The following is a 16,182-nucleotide window of genomic DNA, read 5'->3' as shown; positions in this document are numbered from 1 at the left end:
ATGTCCGTACTGGTCGTGTCCGGCACCGGAACCGAGATCGGCAAAACGGTGGTCACGTCGGCCATCGCGGCCGCCGCGCTGGCGGCCGGCCGTTCGGTGGCGGTGCTCAAGCCGGCGCAGACGGGTGTCGGCCCGCAGGAGCCCGGCGACGCCGCCGAGGCGGTCCGGCTGGCCGGCGAAGGCGTCACGGCGATGGAACTGGTCCGCTACCCGGAACCCCTGGCCCCGGACACGGCCGCCCGCCGCGCGGGCCTGGCCACGGTGTCCCCGGAACGGATCGCGGAAGCCGCGCGTGAACTGTCCCTCTCCCACGACCTGGTCCTGGTGGAGGGCGCGGGCGGCCTGCTGGTCCGCTTCGACGAGGCGGGACACACCCTGGCCGACGCGGCCCGCCTGCTCGACGCGCCGGTCCTCGTGGTCGCCGCGGCCGGACTCGGCACCCTCAACTCCACCACCCTCACCGCGGAGGCCCTCCGGGCCCGGGGGCTGACCGGGCTCGGTGTGGTGGTCGGCAGCTGGCCCGCCGCCCCGGACCTGGCCGCCCGCTGCAACCTGGCGGACCTCCCCACGAGCTCGACGCTCCCCCTGCTGGGCGCGGTGCCGGAGGGCTCGGGCGGGCTGGCGCCTGAGGAGTTCCGCGCCTCGGCGCCCGGATGGCTCTCCCCGGCCCTCTCGGGCACGTGGTCGGCCGAGTCGTTCCTGGCGACCTGGCCGGCGTGACGACGTGAGGGCATGACGTTCTGACGGCATGACGTTGTGATCGGCAGGGCGTTGTGATCGGCAGGCCCCCGGCCGCGTCCGGGGGCCCTGTTCGTTCGCTCGCGTTCTCCGGGGCCGCCGGGGTCCCGGTGCCTATCCGAACGGCTTCGTCCAGCGCCGCCACTGGTCCTCGCGCCGGTAACCGGCCGCCGACCACACCAGGTGCGCCCGCTCGTTCGCTTCGAGGACCATCGCGTCGCCGCGGCGGCCCCCGACGGCGCTGAAACGCCGTTCGGCCGCTTCGAGGAGCGTGCCGCCGATCCCCTGCCGGCGGTGGGAGGGGAGTACGGCCAGCCGGTACAGCGAGGCGCGCCAGCCGTCCCAGCCGGCGATCACCGAGCCGACGAGGAGCCCGTCGGCCTCCGCGAGGATCAAGGCTTCGGGATCACGTGTGACGAGACGTGTCACTCCGTCCAGGTCGTCCGTGATCGACGTTCCCTCGGCCGCTTCCTTCCAGAAGGCGAGCACGTTCTCGGCGTCGGCCGGCACAGCGGTCCGTATGCGGATCTTGGTCATGACCAGGACCCAAGCACGCCGGGCCCACGGCCCGCCACCGACTTCTTCTCCCCGGGGCGCCGGCCCTTTCCGCCAAAAGGATGATCCGGCTCCTTTGCACTTCCTTTACGATGTGGGTTCGGGTGTTCCACGTTGAACGACCGAACGACCGACCCACTCAGATGAAAGGTGTGAGCGTCCGCCCATGGGCGAGCCTCCCAGTCCACGACCCTCCCGATCGCGACACCGAGCGGTACGCCTCCTCCTGGCCGATCATGGAACGGAGGTGATCGACCGATGACCGAGGTGCTCCTGCTCGTCGTGGCACTGCTGCTCTGCGTCGCCTGCGGAGTCTTCGTCGCGGCCGAGTTCTCGCTGACCACCGTCGAGCGCAGTGAACTCGAACGAGCCGTCGAGCGCGGCGAGCGCGGGGCCGACAGCGCCTTGGCCGCCGTCCGCACCCTGACCTTCCAGCTCTCCGGCGCGCAGCTCGGCATCACCGTGACCGGCCTGGTCATCGGCATGATCTCCAAGCCGTCGATCGCCGCCCTGCTCCAGGGCCCGTTCCAGGCGATGGGGCTCTCGGCCGCCACCGCGTCCTCCGCCGCGCTGATCCTCGGCACCGCGCTGTCGACCGTCGTCCTGATGGTCGTCGGCGAACTGGTGCCCAAGAACTGGGCGATCTCCTCCCCGCTCGCCATCGCCAAGCGCGTGGCGACCATGCAGCGGGTGTTCAGCCGGGCCTTCAGACCTCTGATCAGCCATCTGAACACCACCGCCAACCACATGGTCCGCCGCCTCGGCATGGAGCCGGCCGAGGAGCTGGCCTCCGCCCGCACCCCCCAGGAGCTGGTCGCGCTGGCGCGGCACTCCGCGAAGGCGGGCGCGCTGGAGAAGGACACCGCCGAGCTGTTCGTGCGGACCCTGAACCTGGCCGACCTGACCGCGGAGAACGTGATGACCCCGCGCGTCCAGGTCACCGCCCTCGACGTGCAGACCACCGCGGAGGACGTGGCGAACGCGACGCTGGCCACCGGTCTGTCCCGCTTCCCCGTCTACCGGGGCAGCCTCGACACCGTCGTCGGCACGGTCCACATCAAGGACGTGCTGGCGCTGCCCGCCGAGGAGCGCCATCGCCACCCGGTGTCGCAGCTGCTGCGCGAGCCGCTCCTCGTACCGGAGTCGCTGACCGTGGACCGACTGCTGGACCGGCTGTCCGGTCGGCAGACCATGGCCGTGGTCATCGACGAGTACGGCGGTACGGCCGGCGTGGCCACCCTGGAGGACATCGTCGAGGAGGTCGTCGGCGAGGTCCACGACGAGCACGACCCGCACGAGACCCCGGACCTGGCCCCGGCCGGTACGGACGACGACGGGCGCACGCTCTACTCCGCCGACGGCGCGGCCCGCACCGACCAGCTCCAGCGGATCGGACTGCGGGTGCCCGAGGGGCCGTACGAGACGCTCGCCGGTCTCATAGCGACCGAGCTGGGCCGCATCCCGGCGGTCGGCGACAGCCTGGAGCTGGGTGGCTGGCGGCTGGACGTGGTGGACGCCGGTGGGCGACGGGCCGCGCGGGTGCTGCTGCACACGCCCGCCGACGGTGACCTGGGTGGCGAAGGAACGGAGGGGACCCGATGACCGCGATCCAGCTTCTGATCGGCCTGGCGACGCTGGTCGTCAACGCCTTCTTCGTCGGTGCGGAGTTCGCGCTGATCTCGGTCCGGCGCAGTCAGATCGAGCCGTACGCGGAGCAGGGCGACCGGCGCGGCAAGGCCGTCCTGTGGGGTCTGGAGCACGTGTCGGCGCTGATGGCGGCGGCCCAGCTCGGGATCACGCTCTGCACGCTGGTGCTGGGTGTGGTGGCCGAGCCGGCCATCGCCCACCTGCTGAGCCCGCTGCTCGACGCCGTCGGGGTGCCGGCCGGGGTGACGCACGCGATCTCCTTCGTGGTGGCGCTGGCCCTGGCGACGTACCTGCACATGCTCTTCGGCGAGATGGTGCCGAAGAACGTGGCGCTGGCCGAGCCCGTGCGCACGGCGCTGCTGCTGGGCCCGCCGCTGGTGACCCTCACGCGGGCGCTGCGGCCGGTGATCTTCGCGATCAACGCCTTCGCCAACGCGCTGCTGCGGCTGCTGCGGGTGGAGGTGAAGGACGAGGTCGCGGCGACCTTCTCGGACGACGAGCTGGCGCGGATCGTCAAGGACTCCAGTGCCGCGGGGCTCATCGACGACCGGGCGAGCGAGCGGCTGTACGACGCCCTGGAGCTGGGCCGCCGGCCCGTCACGGACGTGGTGCTGGCAGCGGACCGGGTGGTCCCGGCCCGGGAGGGCATCACCCCGGCCGGGCTGGAGCGGCTGTCGGCGCAGTCGGGGTACTCCCGCTTCCCGGTGATCGACGCGCAGCACCGGATTCTGGGATACCTGCACGTCAAGGACGCCCTGGACGCCGATCCGGACGCACGTGACGAGCCCTTCCCGGTCGCGGCCCTGCGGCCGATCGCGCAGGTTCGGGCCGAAACCCCGCTGGACGACGTGCTGACCGCGATGCGGCGCAGCCGAACGCACCTGGCCGCGGTGCTCGGCCCGGACGGGGCGATGACCGGCCTGGTGACGATGGAGGACGTGCTGCGCGAGCTGTTCGGCCGTCCCGCGTCCGCCTGATGATCGTCTGACGATCCGGTCCCCGGCCCTGCGGGGCCGGGGTACCGCGCGGTAACATCACTCCGCCATGGAGATGAATGTGCGCTACACCAGTTTCGTCGCGGTCGGCGACTCCTTCAGCGAAGGCATGTCCGACCTGCTCCCCGACGGCTCCTACCGGGGCTGGGCCGACCTGCTGGCCGCCCGCCTGGCGGCGCGCGAGCCGGGCTTCCGCTACGCGAACCTCGCGGTCCGCGGCAAGCTCATCGGGCAGATCGCCGAGGAGCAGGTCCCGGCGGCGGCCGCGATGCGGGCCGATGTGGTGACGCTGGTGGGCGGACTGAACGACACCCTGCGCCCCAAGGTGGACATGGGCCGCGTCCGGGACCGGCTGGAGGCCTCCGTGGAGCTCCTCGCACCCTCCTGCGAGCGGCTGGTCCTGATGCGCTCCCCCGGGCGCAACGGCCCGGTCATGGAACGCTTCCGGCCGCGCATGGAGGAGCTCTTCCTCTTCATCGAGGAGCTCGCGGCCCGGCACGGCGCCCTGGTGGTCGACCTGTACGGGGCTCCCGCCCTCGGGGACCAGCGCATGTGGGACGTGGACCGGCTGCACCTGACCGCCGAAGGCCACCGCCGGGTCGCCGAGGCCGTCTGGCAGACTCTCGGACTGCCCGCCGAAGAGGACTGGCGTGCCGAACTCCCGGCGGCCGAGCCCCCGGGCTGGGCGGTCCGCCGGGCCCGGGACCTCGGCTTCGCCCGGCAGCACTTGCTCCCCTGGATCGGCCGCCGTCTGACGGGCCGCTCCTCCGGGGACGGCCGCCCGGCGAAGCGCCCGGAGTTGCTGCCGTACGCCCCGCACGAGGACGCACCCGTCTCGTAGCAAGGCACAATCCGGCGCGGGGGCCCTACCTGCGTAAACGCACAGCTCGGGCCCAAGTAGAATCCCTACACGTGACTGCCAAGCCCCGCATCCCCAATGTCCTGGCCGGCCGCTACGCCTCCGCGGAGCTCGCCGTCCTGTGGTCCCCCGAGTACAAGGTGACGCTGGAGCGGCGGCTGTGGCTCGCCGTGCTGCGCGCCCAGAAGGACCTCGGCATCGACGTCCCGGACGCCGCCCTCGCCGACTACGAGCGCGTCCTGGAGACGGTCGACCTCGCCTCCATCGCCGAGCGCGAGAAGGTCACCCGGCACGACGTGAAGGCCCGCATCGAGGAGTTCAACGCCCTCGCCGGCCACGAGCACGTCCACAAGGGCATGACCTCGCGCGACCTCACCGAGAACGTCGAGCAGCTCCAGATCCGGCTCTCCCTGGAGCTGGCCCGCGACCGCACCGTCGCCGTCCTCGCCCGCCTGGGCAAGCTGGCCGGCGAGCACGCCGAGCTGGTCATGGCCGGCCGCTCCCACAACGTCGCCGCGCAGGCGACGACCCTGGGCAAGCGCTTCGCCACCGCGGCCGACGAGCTGCTGGTCGCCTACGACCGCCTGGAGAACCTCCTCGAGCGCTACCCGCTGCGCGGTATCAAGGGCCCCGTCGGCACCGCCCAGGACATGCTCGACCTCCTCGGTGGCGACGCCGCCAAGCTGGCCGACCTGGAGCAGCGGATCGCCACCCACCTCGGCTTCTCCCAGGCCTTCACCTCGGTCGGCCAGGTCTACCCGCGCTCGCTCGACTACGACGTGGTCACCGCGCTGGTCCAGCTGGCCGCCGCCCCCTCCTCCATCGCCAAGACGATCCGCCTGATGGCCGGCCACGAGCTGGTGACCGAGGGCTTCAAGCCCGGCCAGGTCGGCTCCTCCGCGATGCCGCACAAGATGAACACCCGCTCCTGCGAGCGCGTGAACGGTCTGATGGTCATCCTGCGCGGTTACGCCTCGATGACCGGCGAGCTGGCCGGCGACCAGTGGAACGAGGGCGACGTCTCCTGCTCCGTGGTCCGCCGCGTGGCGCTGCCGGACGCGTTCTTCGCCTTCGACGGCCTCCTGGAGACCTTCCTGACGGTCCTCGACGAGTTCGGCGCCTTCCCGGCGGTCGTCGCCCGCGAGCTGGACCGCTACCTGCCGTTCCTCGCGACCACCAAGGTCCTGATGGGCGCGGTGCGTGCCGGGGTGGGCCGCGAGGCCGCCCACGAGGTCATCAAGGAGCACGCGGTGGCCTCCGCCCTCGCCATGCGCGAGCAGGGCGCGGAGCGCAACGAGCTCCTCGACAAGCTGGCCGCCGACGACCGGATGCCGCTGGACCGGGCCCAGCTCGACGCCCTGATGGCCGACAAGCTGTCCTTCACCGGCGCCGCGGGCGACCAGGTCACGGCGGTGGTCTCCCGTATCGAGGCGATCTCCAAGCAGCACCCGGAGGCCGCCGGGTACACGCCGGGGTCGATCCTCTGACCCCCGACGAGCTGAACGCCGCCCGTGACCGCGTCCTCCCGGACGTGGTCACGGGCGGTCTGCGTGTGCTCTTCTGTGGGATCAACCCCGGCCTCCTCTCCGCCGCCACGGGCCACCACTTCGCCCGCCCCGGCAACCGCTTCTGGCCCGTCCTCCACCTGTCGGGCTTCACCCCGCGCCGGCTCGCCCCCTCCGAGCAGGAGGAACTGCTGACCTACCGGCTCGGCATCACCAACGTCGTGGCCCGCGCCACGGCCCGCGCCGACGAGCTGACCACCGAGGAGTTCCGCGAAGGCGGCCGCATCCTGACCGCCAAGGTGGAGCTCCTGCGACCCCAGTGGCTCGCGGTGGTCGGGGTGACCGCCTACCGCACGGCCTTCGGCGAGCGGAAGGCACAGATCGGCCCCCAGGAGCGGACCATCGGCTCCACCCGCATCTGGGCCCTCCCCAACCCCAGTGGCCTCAACGCCCACTGGACCGCCGAGACCATGGCCCAGGAATACGCCCGCCTCCGCGCCGCCGCCGAATCGCCGGCCCCTTAAGGCGGATCGATCACCGTGACCCCTGCCATCAACAGGTAGGGGTCTTCGGAGTCCCACTGCGCCACGTAGGCCAGCAGCCACAGCTCCCCCGCCCGCCACAGGTGCACGTGATCGGTGGTGTTGCTCACCACTCCCCACGGCTCCGGTATCTCCTCCCCCTCGAACCCCCGGTCCAGCAGCGACGTGACGCTGAAGACCTGCTGATCCCCCCACCGGTCGGCCAGTGCCTGCGTGAGCGCCCCGTACTCGGCCGCGATCTGATCGGCCGCCTCGGCCCGGCCCGAACCGTCGTCCTCCCAGAAGTCCCGCGTCCGGCCGAGCTGGACGAGGTGGTGGCCCGGGCCGCTGCTCCGCGCGCCGGACCGGACCGGCTCGGGCGGGAATTCCGTCACCCGGAGCCGGTCGATCGTGTCGAGATGCTCTGCCGTGGTCATGCCGTCAGTATCCCGACCACCACTGACAACTGGCCCGCCGTCACGCGTCCCGGCGCCGCACCGCCATGAGACCACCGATGATCGCGGCCGCGGCCCACACCATCGCCACGCCCATTCCGGTCCACGGGCCGAGGACCCCACCGGTCGACTCGCTCCGAAGGATCATCTGCCCGGCCTTGTCCGGCATGAACTCTCCTATGGCACCGGCTGCTCCGCTGATGACGAAGGAGAGCAGCAGGACGAAGGGGACGAGGATGCTGATCACCGCGACCCCGCTGCGCAGGATCGCCGTCAGGCCGGCCGAGAAGAGCGTGATGACCATCAGGTAGAGCCCACAGCCGACGACAGAGCGCACGGTGCCCGGGTCGCCGAGCTTCAGGGCGTACTGCCCCATGAACGCCTGCCCGCCGACGAAGGTGAGCAGTGCCGTCACCTGCCCCACGAGGAGGGCGAGGCCGCCGAGCACCGCCATCTTGGACAGGTAGAACCGCGTACGGTTCGGCACGGCGGCGAAGGTGGTGCGCAGGGCCCCGTTGTGGAACTCGGCGGCGAAGGCATTGGCCCCGAAGGCAATGGCCGCTATCTGGCCGAAGTTGATGGCGTAGTAGGAGGCGAAGAGCGGATCGTCGCCCATGGCCCCTTCCTCTGCCGTGCCGATCGCCCAGGCCGTGAACGTCTGGATGCCCGCGGTCGCGACGAGTACGGCTATCAGCGCCCCGAACGTGCCGCGCAGCGATCTGATCTTGATCCATTCGGAGTGCAGGACGGGCCGGGTGGGCAGGGCGGTGCTCATGGCGAACCTCCAGAGAGAAGGGGGACGGTCAGCGGGTGGCGGCGAACTGGGTGTGGTCCGCCGTGAGGTCGAGGTAGGCCTGCTCCAGGGAGGCGCGCTCGTCGGAGAGTTCCAGCATGGGGATCCCTTCGCGGGCGGCCATGATGCCGAGTTGCTCCGCCTGTATGCCGTCGACGGTCCAGCGCCCGCCCTCGGCCTCCACCAGTTCGTGACCCTCCCGGGCGAGGACGGCCCGCAGCCGGATCGGGTCCGTGGTCCGCAGCCTCACCCGAGGGGTGCTGCGTGCGTCGATGAACTCCTCCATCGAGGTGTCGGCCAAGAGCCGGCCCGCGCCCAGCACGACCAGGTGGTCGGCCAGCGTCGACGTCTCGGACATGAGGTGGCTGGAGACGAGGACGGTGCGGCCTTCGGCGGCCAGGCCGCGCATCAGTTCGCGGATCCAGATGATCCCCTCGGGGTCGAGCCCGTTGGTGGGCTCGTCGAGGAGCAGCACTCCGGGATCTCCGAGCAGGGCGGCGGCGATGCCCAGCCGCTGGCGCATGCCCAGGGAGAAGGTCTTCACCCGCCGCTTGGCCGCTGCGGCTATGCCTGCCTGCTCCAGCACCTCCTCCACCCGGCGGGCCGGTATCCCGTTCGAGGCGGCGAGGAAGCGCAAGTGGTCGCGGGCGGTACGCCCGCCGTGGATGGACTGCGGGTCGAGGAGCGCTCCGACCTGGTGGAGCGGGTCGCTGAAGGTGGTGAACGGGCGTCCCCCGATCGTGGCGGTGCCGGAGGTCGCCCGGTCCAGTCCCAGCAGCAGCCGCATCGTGGTCGACTTCCCGGCGCCGTTGGGGCCGAGGAAGCCGGTGACCCGTCCGGGGAGCACGTCGAAGGTGAGGCGGTCCACGGCACGGGTGGTGCCGTATTCCTTGGTCAGTTCCCGAATCTCGATGCTGTTCATGCCTCAAGATTCGCCGCCGGCCCCACCCCCTGCCCTCCCCCACGCGGGGGGACCGTCTCCCCCACGTGGGGGAGACGGGAGGCGCATTCCGGCTGTCAGGATGAGGACATGTACCGACTGCTTCGTGCTCCCCTCCGTGGGATCACGTACACCCGCTGGCTGCATCTGCTCGTACCGATCCTGATCGTCTCCATCTGGCTGTTCATAGAGCCCGAGTGGCCGTGGATGCCCGCCCTGATCGTCGCCCCGTTCGGGCTGATCCCCTGGGTGCGGCTGGCCGAGGGGCTCCAGGCTCAGTTCCTGCTGACGCCGCACGAGCGCGGCCGGCACGACGGGTCCATCAGCACGGTCGCGTCCACCCGTTGGGGGGACCGCTGGCGGACCGTGGCCTGGCTGGAGACGCGTCTCGTGCTGGCCGGCGCGGCCCTGATGCCCACGGTATGGCTCCCGGTGATGACCGTGGAACTCGTCATCATCAGCGCCGGAGGCTCCCTGGGGTCGGACGGCTTGATCCTGCCCTTCATCCCACCCCGCTGGGCGGCCGTGCTCCTCGTGCCGGTGCCGGTGGTTTTGCTGTTCGTCGTCGTGGTCCTGCTCGGCGAGGCCGTCACGGCGATGGCGTCGCGGCTCCTGGGACCTTCGGCCGCCGAGCGACTGACCGCACTGGAGGCGCGGACCGAGCAGCTGCTGGAACGCACGCGGATCGCAAGGGAGTTGCACGACTCCATCGGACACGCGCTCACCGTGGCGGTCGTGCAGGCGGGAGCCGCCCGGGCGGCCGGCGATCCGGAGTTCACCGAGCGGGCGTTGTGCGCGATCGAGGAGACCGGCCGGGCCGCGATGGAAGACCTGGACCGGGTGCTGAAGGTGCTCCGGGAGTCCGGTCAGCCTCCCTCCCAGCGGCCCACCCTGGCCGACGCCGACCGGCTGCTGGAATCGGCGCGCGCGTCGGGTGCCCCGGTCGACGCCGAACTGTCGGGTCCGTTGGAGAAGTTGCCCGGACCGGTCACGCGCGAGGGGTACCGGATCCTGCAGGAGGCGCTGACCAACGTGCTGCGGCACAGCGGACCGGTTCCGGTTCGGGTGCGGATCGAAGTGGCCGTGGGAAGACTGGATTTGGAGGTGACCAATCCCCTCCCGGCGGAGGCTGCGCGGATGACGGGCCGCGGCTCCGGTCTGCGCGGCATTCGGGAGCGGGCCGCACTGCTGGGCGGGGAAGCCGAGACCGGGCCGTACGAGGGCAACTGGAGGGTGCGCGCCCGACTTCCGCTGGAGCGAATACGCTGACCGAATGCCGGTTACCGTACTGCTCGTCGACGATGAGCCCCTGGTGCGCGCGGGTCTGCGCGCCGTCCTCGAAGCCCAGCCCGACATCGAGGTCGTGGGCGAGGCGCCTGACGGGGCCTCAGTGATCCCTCTCGTGCGACAGCTGCGGCCCGACGTGGTGGCGATGGACGTACGGATGCCGCTGCTCGACGGGATCGAGGCGACCAGGGCGATCCTGAAGACGGTCGACTCCCCGCCGAAGATCCTCGTCGTCACCACCTTCGAGAACGACGAGTACGTCTACGAGGCGCTGCGGGCCGGCGCGGACGGGTTCCTGCTGAAACGGGCGCGGCCTTCCGAGATCGTGCACGCGGTCCGGCTGGTGGCCGAGGGTGAGACGCTGCTCTTCCCCGCGGCCGTGCGGGCCCTGGCCGCCGAGTACGGAAACCGCCAGGCCCGGGCCGTGCTGGAGCGGGCGGCCCTGACCGAGCGCGAGGAGGCGGTCCTGAGGCTCATGGCGCGGGGCCTGACCAACGTGGAGATCGCGGGCGAGCTGATCGTCGGCACGGAAACCGTGAAGTCCCACGTCAGTGCGATCCTGGCGAAGTTGGGGGCGCGGGACCGGACCCAGGCCGTGATCATGGCGTACGAGTCGGGGTTCGTCGCCCCGGCGTGAGCGGAGGGTCCAGTTCCGGCCGATGGGGGGCTGGTTCTCGCTGAAGTACCAGGTGGGCAGTACCATCCGGCTGACGGGCTCGCTAGCTGGGAGGACACACGTTGGGGCAGCTGACCGGCGGAGACCCCTCTCTGCTGAGGCGGATCAATTCCGCCGTGGTGCTGCGTGCACTGCGCGCGGCTCAGGCGCCGACGCTCACCGACCTCACCCGCGTCACCGGGCTCTCCCGGCCGACCGTCGAGGGGGTCGTGGAGGGGCTGATGGCGACCGGGCTGGTCGTCGAGGCCGACGTCGAGGAAGGCGCGCGGCGGCAGGGTCGACCGGCGAGGCGGTTCCGTTTCAGGGCCGAGGCCGGGCACCTGCTGGGCATAGAGATCGGTTCGCACCGGGTCGCGGTGCTGCTCTCCGGCCTGGACGGACGGGTCATCGGAGCCGGTACGAAGGACGTCGCGGAGTCGGCGTCCGCCGATGAGCGGCTGGAGAAGGTCCGTGCGGCCGTGGCCGATCTGCTGCGCCGGGCCGGGGTGCCCCGGGACTCCCTGCGCGCGGTCGGCGTCGGCAGCCCCGGGATCGTGGAGGCGGACGGCACGGTCCGCCTCGGTACCGCCCTGCCCGGTTGGACGGGGCTCCCGTTGGGGGAACGGCTCCAACGCTCGTTCCGCTGCCCGGTGAAGGTGGAGAACGACGCCAACGCCGCGGCGGTCGCCGAGCACTGGAAGGGGGCCGCGCGCGACACCGACGACATCGTGTTCGTCATGGCGGGGCTCAGCCCCGGCGCCGGTTCCCTGATCGGCGGCCGGCTGCACCGGGGCTTCGGCGGCGCGGCCGGTGAGATCGGCGCGCTCCATCTGCTGGGCCGTGAGGTCACGCCGGAGAAGCTGCTGTCGACCACCGGCGAGCCGCTTCACCCGCTGGACGAGCCGGCGGTCGCCGAGGTCTTCGCGATGGCCAAACGGGGCGACGAGCGGGCGGTGGCCGCCGTGGAGCGGTTCCTGCAGCGGCTGGTCCACGACGTGGCCGCGCTGGTCCTGGCGATGGATCCGGAGCTCGTGGTGGTCGGCGGTTGGGCGGCCGGACTGGACGGGGTGCTGGACCCCCTGCGCCGGGAGTTGGAGCGCTACTGCCTGCGCCCGCCGAAGGTGGCACTGTCGCTGCTCGGCGAGGCCGCGGTGGCCACCGGCGCCCTTCGCCTCGCGCTGGACCACGTCGAGGAAGAACTGTTCGCGGTGGAGAAGACGGTCACGGCCCGCCGCCGCTGACCGCGCCGTGCGGCCTCGGGCTCCGGAGCGCGATCACCGCGTACAGCCGCTCTCCCCCGTGCTCAGCGGCCCGGGCCCGCCGAGCCGTACCGAGCCGCGCTCCGCCCGTGCCGCGTCTCGACCAGGCCGGCCGTCCCCTCCGAACGGGGACGGCCGTCCCCACCGAAGGGGGACGGCCGGCTGCGGCGGAGGCCCACCGCGTTCCCGTGTCAGGAGGCGACGCGCGGCTCGTGGGTGATCTCGACGTCGCCCGAGTCCCCGAAGGTGAGGCGGCAGGTGTCGGCGCGGTAGGTGGCCACCGAGACGGCGGCCGTGCCCGCGCTGGTGAAGTAGCGCGTGGTGACGACGAGTACGGGAGCGCCGGGCAGCCGGTCCAGTTCCTTGGCGTCGTCGGCGCGGGCGGAGCCGAGCTCCACCGAGCGGTCCTGTCCGTCGAGGACCAGTCGCTGCAGCTCCCGCAGGACGGCGCGGGCGCGGGCGGGACCGGCCGGGGCGTCGATCGCGGGGAGTCCGGGCACCGAGGCGGCCGGGACGTAGAGCATCTCGGCGGCGACGGCCTGCCCCTGGGTGACGCGGGTCCGGCGCACGGTGTGGACCGGCTCGTCGGCGGAGAAGACCCCACCGGTGCCCAGCAGCTTCAGGACCGTGGTCGACGGGAGCGCGTCGGTGGCGTCCACCGGCTCCCAGCCGTCGGCCTGCCCGCCGGGCCAGCTGTGCCCCGCGGTACCGACGGCGACACCGACGCGCGGCGGGGCGACGGTGGTTCCGACGCCGCGGCGGCGCTGCAGACGGCCTTCGAGCTCCAGCTGCTCCAGCGCCTGGCGCAGGGTCGCGCGGGCGACGCCGAACCGGGCGGCGAGTTCACGCTCGTTGGGCAGGACCTCTCCGACGGCGAAATCCTGATCGAGTGCTTCGCTGAGGACGGTCTTGAGGTGCCAGTACTTCGGCTCCGGCACCGTTTCGAGCTGCGTGGTCCCCACCCTGACTCCTCCTGCCATCGCCGCACTCGCCGTGTGTTCCAGCGGCAGTTCCGCGCCCTTGTTTATTAAAGGTTCCTGCACTATCCCTGCGACGATAGGACGGTGCACCCCCTTGGTCAAGACCAATGGTCACCCCTGTACCGGGCAGATCGGGCATGGGCATCAAGCCGTTCACAGGATGTTCTCGTGTGCGCCGAAGGCTTGTAGTCAAGGGCTACCGGACGGTAATGATGGCGACAGGGCTACTGACAGCCTGTCTCACACGCGTCCAACCGACGAGGAGCAGCATGACCGCCACGGTCTCCTTCACGATCGATTCGCCGCTCGGCCCCCGCACCGCCTCCCTCTCCTACGAACGCAAGGGCGCGGGCGAACCGCTCCTCCTGCTCTACGGCATCGGCCACCACCTCCAGGCCTGGCACCCCGTGACCGACGTCCTCGCCGCCGAACACGACGTGATCTCCGTCGACCTGCCCGGCTTCGGCACCTCCGAGCCCCTGCCCGAAGGCGTTCCGTACGACCTGGCCACCGTGGCCCCGGTGCTCGGGGCGCTCTGCGCGGCCCTCGGGGTCGAGCGCCCGCACGTCGCGGGCAACTCCCTCGGCGGCCTGCTCGCGCTCGAAATGGGCCGGATCGGCCTCGCCCGCTCGGTCACCGCCCTCTCCCCCGCCGGGTTCTGGACCGAGGGGGAACGCCGCTACGCCTTCGCCACCCTCCTCGCGATGCGCGCCGGCGCCAGGGCGCTGCCCCGCCCCGCGCTCGAGCGGCTCTCGCGCGGCGCCGCAGGCCGGGTCGCGCTCACCGGCACCATCTACGCCCGCCCGGCCCGCCGTTCACCCGAGGCGGTGGTGGCCGAGACCCTCGCCCTGCGCGGGGCCACCGGCTTCGAGGCGACCCTGGCCGCGGGTGGCTCCGTACGCTTCACCGACGACGTGCCCGGTCTGCCGGTCACCATCGCCTGGGGCACCCGCGACCGGCTGCTGCTGCGCCGCCAGGGCGTACGGGCCAAGCACACCATCCCCGGCGCGCGGCTGGTCAGGCTCCCGGGGTGCGGTCACGTGCCGATGAACGACGATCCGGCGCTCGTGTCCCGGGTGATCCTCGACACCGCCCGCAGCCGGACCCTCGTGGCGGTCTGAACAGCGGCACGACACCACACGACGCGCGACGGGGAAGGCGCGGAGCACGCCGGGGCGGGGTGGCCGAAAAAGACGACTGGGCCGAAGAGCCGAACGGCTGAGCGGCTCGCGGCTGTTCATCCCGGGTTCGCGTGGGCGACGCGGCCGGGCCGGGGTCTGACGGCACCCTGGTCCGACCCACCCCCGCCCGCCCCTGGAGACGCACCGATGGCACCGATGCCGCACACCCGACGGTCCCTGATCGGCGGTTCCCTCGCCCTGTCGTCCGCTCTGTTCGCCGTTCCGGCGCTCGCGGCCCCCGCCTTCGCCCGATCCGGCCGGCCGAACGCGCTCTGGGGCGTGCAGTCGGGTGAGATCACCGCCCACTCGGCCACCGTGTGGACCCGATCCGACCGCCCCGCGTGGATGTCCGTCGAGACCTCCCCGAGCGAAGCGTTCCGGTACGCCGTGCGCCGCCACCAGGGGCCGCTCCTCGGGCCCTCCTCCGACTTCACCGGGACCACCGTCCTGCGCGACCTCCCGCCCGGCCGGCAGATCCACTACCGGGTCGTCCTGGCCGACCCCGACGACCCGCGCCGCACCTCGGAACCGGTCCACGGCAGCTTCCGCACCACCCCCGTCTCCCGCCGGCACGACGTGCGGTTCCTGTGGTCCGGGGACCTGGCGGGCCAGGGCTGGGGCATCAACCCCGACCTCGGCGGATACCGGGTCTTCGAGGAGATGCGCCTGCGCAACCCCGACTTCTTCCTCTTCAGCGGGGACACGATCTACGCCGACGGGCCGATCAAGCCCTCGACGCCCCTCCGCGACGGCACCACGTGGCGCAACATCACCACCGAGGAGAAGTCGAAGGTCGCGGAGACCCTCGCCGAGTTCCGCGGGAACTTCCGCTACAACCTCCTCGACGACAACCTGCGCGCCTTCAACGCCCAGGTTCCCGTCCTCGCCCAGTGGGACGACCACGAGGTGCGCAACAACTGGTACCCGGGCCAGGTGATCGACGACCCCCGCTACACGGTGCGGGACGCCGACACCCTCGCCGCCCGCGCCCGCCAGGCCTTCGGCGAGTACTTCCCCGTCACCGACCTGCGCGGCGGCCGCGCCGAGGGCCGGATGTACCGCGTGATGCGGTACGGCCCGCTCCTCGACGTCTTCGTACTCGACATGCGCACGTACCGGAACGCCAACTCCCCCGGCACCGCGACCGAGGACCCCATCGGGATCCTCGGCACCGAGCAGCTGGCCTGGCTGCGGCGCGAGCTGACCCGCTCCCGGGCCACCTGGAAGGTGATCGCCTCCGACATGCCGCTCGGCATCGTCGTCCCCGACGGCGCGGCGAACTTCGAGGCCGTGGCCCAGGGCGACCCCGGCGCCCCGCTGGGCCGCGAGCTCCAGATCGCCGAACTGCTGCGCCACATCAAGCACCAGCGCATCACGGGCACGCTCTGGCTCACCGCCGACGTGCACTACACCGCCGCCAACCACTACGCGCCGGAGCGGGCGGCCTTCGGCGACTTCGCGCCGTTCTGGGAGTTCGTCTCGGGGCCCATCGGTGCGGGCGGCTTCCCCGCCGGCCGGCTCGACGCCACCTTCGGCCCGGAGACGGCCTTCGTCCAGTCGGCGCCGTTCGCCAACATGTCCCCGTCGGAGAACCCGCCCTACTACGGCGAGGTCGACATCGACGGCGGCAGCGGGGAACTCACCGTCCGACTGCGGCGTCAGGGAGGTGGCGTACTGTTCACCAAGACGCTCCAGCCGGGGCGGGTGGGCCAGTAAGACCGGCAGGTCCACGGAAATGCCCCGGAAAACTGGGTGAAATCGGCCAGATGGACACTTAACCAGTCGGTCACAGATCGTTCGTGATCACGCAAC

16 protein-coding genes are annotated in these 16,182 nt (G+C 72.0%); 11 read left to right on the top strand and 5 right to left on the bottom strand.

Going from position 1 to position 16,182, the window contains the following annotated elements:
- Positions 1-720: a dethiobiotin synthase gene (bioD, locus tag ACFYYJ_RS30230; RefSeq protein WP_385126196.1), complete on the top strand. Its 720-nt coding sequence runs from the start codon at positions 1-3 to the stop codon at positions 718-720.
- Between the two features lie 132 nt (positions 721-852).
- On the opposite strand, the gene ACFYYJ_RS30225 is transcribed toward bioD, so the two are convergent.
- On the bottom strand, positions 853-1,275 hold the full coding sequence (locus ACFYYJ_RS30225; protein ID WP_385126197.1) for a GNAT family N-acetyltransferase: 423 nt from the start codon (positions 1,273-1,275) through the stop codon (positions 853-855).
- Between the two features lie 276 nt (positions 1,276-1,551).
- On the opposite strand from ACFYYJ_RS30225, the gene ACFYYJ_RS30220 reads away from it, so the two are divergent.
- The 5 genes from ACFYYJ_RS30220 (at position 1,552) to mug (ending at position 6,823) form a co-directional block, all read left to right on the top strand.
- Positions 1,552-2,895, top strand: a complete 1,344-nt coding sequence (locus ACFYYJ_RS30220; protein ID WP_389137187.1) for a hemolysin family protein — start codon at positions 1,552-1,554, stop codon at positions 2,893-2,895.
- Entirely contained in the window at positions 2,892-3,917 is a 1,026-nt protein-coding gene (locus ACFYYJ_RS30215) for a hemolysin family protein (protein ID WP_385126199.1), read from the top strand. Before ACFYYJ_RS30220 ends, ACFYYJ_RS30215 begins: the two co-directional genes overlap by 4 nt.
- 67 nt (positions 3,918-3,984) lie before the next feature.
- Positions 3,985-4,776, top strand: a complete 792-nt coding sequence (locus ACFYYJ_RS30210; RefSeq protein ID WP_389137184.1) for an SGNH/GDSL hydrolase family protein — start codon at positions 3,985-3,987, stop codon at positions 4,774-4,776.
- A gap of 71 nt (positions 4,777-4,847) precedes the next feature.
- On the top strand, positions 4,848-6,281 hold the full coding sequence (gene purB / locus ACFYYJ_RS30205; RefSeq protein WP_385126202.1) for an adenylosuccinate lyase: 1,434 nt from the start codon (positions 4,848-4,850) through the stop codon (positions 6,279-6,281).
- Positions 6,278-6,823, top strand: coding sequence for a G/U mismatch-specific DNA glycosylase (gene mug / locus ACFYYJ_RS30200; protein ID WP_389137321.1), 546 nt, complete (start codon positions 6,278-6,280; stop codon positions 6,821-6,823). The genes purB and mug overlap by 4 nt, the downstream gene beginning before the upstream one ends.
- On the opposite strand, the gene ACFYYJ_RS30195 is transcribed toward mug, so the two are convergent.
- The 3 genes from ACFYYJ_RS30195 to ACFYYJ_RS30185 are packed head-to-tail and all read right to left on the bottom strand — an operon-like array spanning position 6,820 to position 8,990.
- On the bottom strand, positions 6,820-7,257 hold the full coding sequence (locus ACFYYJ_RS30195; protein WP_389137182.1) for a hypothetical protein: 438 nt from the start codon (positions 7,255-7,257) through the stop codon (positions 6,820-6,822). The two genes, mug and ACFYYJ_RS30195, sit on opposite strands and share 4 nt — an antisense overlap.
- A 40-nt stretch (positions 7,258-7,297) precedes the next feature.
- Positions 7,298-8,050, bottom strand: coding sequence for an ABC transporter permease (locus ACFYYJ_RS30190; protein WP_385126205.1), 753 nt, complete (start codon positions 8,048-8,050; stop codon positions 7,298-7,300).
- Positions 8,051-8,078: 28 nt separating this feature from the next.
- A complete protein-coding gene (locus tag ACFYYJ_RS30185; RefSeq protein ID WP_389137180.1) occupies positions 8,079-8,990 on the bottom strand; it encodes an ABC transporter ATP-binding protein in 912 nt (303 codons plus the stop codon).
- A 108-nt stretch (positions 8,991-9,098) separates the two neighbouring features.
- Here ACFYYJ_RS30185 and ACFYYJ_RS30180 point away from each other — a divergent pair, with 108 nt between their 5' ends.
- From ACFYYJ_RS30180 to ACFYYJ_RS30170, 3 genes are all read left to right on the top strand, one after another.
- A complete protein-coding gene (locus ACFYYJ_RS30180) occupies positions 9,099-10,277 on the top strand; it encodes a sensor histidine kinase (protein ID WP_385126209.1) in 1,179 nt (392 codons plus the stop codon).
- A gap of 4 nt (positions 10,278-10,281) precedes the next feature.
- Positions 10,282-10,932 carry a response regulator gene (locus ACFYYJ_RS30175; protein WP_385126211.1) on the top strand — a complete coding sequence of 217 codons (651 nt, stop codon included), beginning with the start codon at positions 10,282-10,284 and terminating at the stop codon, positions 10,930-10,932.
- A 101-nt stretch (positions 10,933-11,033) separates the two neighbouring features.
- Positions 11,034-12,191 (top strand): ROK family transcriptional regulator, encoded by a 1,158-nt coding sequence (locus ACFYYJ_RS30170; RefSeq protein WP_385126212.1) that lies wholly within the window; start codon positions 11,034-11,036, stop codon positions 12,189-12,191.
- A 209-nt stretch (positions 12,192-12,400) separates the two neighbouring features.
- On the opposite strand, the gene ACFYYJ_RS30165 is transcribed toward ACFYYJ_RS30170, so the two are convergent.
- Complete coding sequence (locus ACFYYJ_RS30165) at positions 12,401-13,171, bottom strand: GntR family transcriptional regulator (RefSeq protein WP_385126214.1); 771 nt, start codon at positions 13,169-13,171, stop codon at positions 12,401-12,403.
- A 287-nt stretch (positions 13,172-13,458) separates the two neighbouring features.
- Here ACFYYJ_RS30165 and ACFYYJ_RS30160 point away from each other — a divergent pair, with 287 nt between their 5' ends.
- Complete coding sequence (locus tag ACFYYJ_RS30160) at positions 13,459-14,310, top strand: alpha/beta fold hydrolase (RefSeq protein WP_389137176.1); 852 nt, start codon at positions 13,459-13,461, stop codon at positions 14,308-14,310.
- Positions 14,311-14,517: 207 nt separating this feature from the next.
- Positions 14,518-16,086 carry an alkaline phosphatase D family protein gene (locus ACFYYJ_RS30155; protein ID WP_389137174.1) on the top strand — a complete coding sequence of 523 codons (1,569 nt, stop codon included), beginning with the start codon at positions 14,518-14,520 and terminating at the stop codon, positions 16,084-16,086.
- Positions 16,087-16,182: the final 96 nt, after the last annotated feature.

The organism is Streptomyces sp. NPDC002467, from assembly GCF_042889825.1.
In the GTDB taxonomy this organism is placed as follows: Bacteria; Actinomycetota; Actinomycetes; order Streptomycetales; family Streptomycetaceae; genus Streptomyces.
The sequence above is the reverse complement of the archived record's forward strand: the minus strand, read 5'-3'. Positions and strand labels throughout refer to the sequence as shown.

Excerpts from the sequence above, each read along its gene's own strand:
- bioD (WP_385126196.1), top strand. The coding sequence starts at position 1 with ATGTCCGTACTGGTCGTGTCCGGCACCGGAACCGAGATCGGCAAAACG.
- ACFYYJ_RS30225 (WP_385126197.1), bottom strand. The coding sequence starts at position 1,275 with ATGACCAAGATCCGCATACGGACCGCTGTGCCGGCCGACGCCGAGAAC.
- ACFYYJ_RS30220 (WP_389137187.1), top strand. The coding sequence starts at position 1,552 with ATGACCGAGGTGCTCCTGCTCGTCGTGGCACTGCTGCTCTGCGTCGCC.
- ACFYYJ_RS30215 (WP_385126199.1), top strand. The coding sequence starts at position 2,892 with ATGACCGCGATCCAGCTTCTGATCGGCCTGGCGACGCTGGTCGTCAAC.
- ACFYYJ_RS30210 (WP_389137184.1), top strand. The coding sequence starts at position 3,985 with ATGGAGATGAATGTGCGCTACACCAGTTTCGTCGCGGTCGGCGACTCC.
- ACFYYJ_RS30195 (WP_389137182.1), bottom strand. The coding sequence starts at position 7,257 with ATGACCACGGCAGAGCATCTCGACACGATCGACCGGCTCCGGGTGACG.
- ACFYYJ_RS30190 (WP_385126205.1), bottom strand. The coding sequence starts at position 8,050 with ATGAGCACCGCCCTGCCCACCCGGCCCGTCCTGCACTCCGAATGGATC.
- ACFYYJ_RS30185 (WP_389137180.1), bottom strand. The coding sequence starts at position 8,990 with ATGAACAGCATCGAGATTCGGGAACTGACCAAGGAATACGGCACCACC.
- ACFYYJ_RS30180 (WP_385126209.1), top strand. The coding sequence starts at position 9,099 with ATGTACCGACTGCTTCGTGCTCCCCTCCGTGGGATCACGTACACCCGC.
- ACFYYJ_RS30175 (WP_385126211.1), top strand. The coding sequence starts at position 10,282 with ATGCCGGTTACCGTACTGCTCGTCGACGATGAGCCCCTGGTGCGCGCG.
- ACFYYJ_RS30160 (WP_389137176.1), top strand. The coding sequence starts at position 13,459 with ATGACCGCCACGGTCTCCTTCACGATCGATTCGCCGCTCGGCCCCCGC.
- ACFYYJ_RS30155 (WP_389137174.1), top strand. The coding sequence starts at position 14,518 with ATGGCACCGATGCCGCACACCCGACGGTCCCTGATCGGCGGTTCCCTC.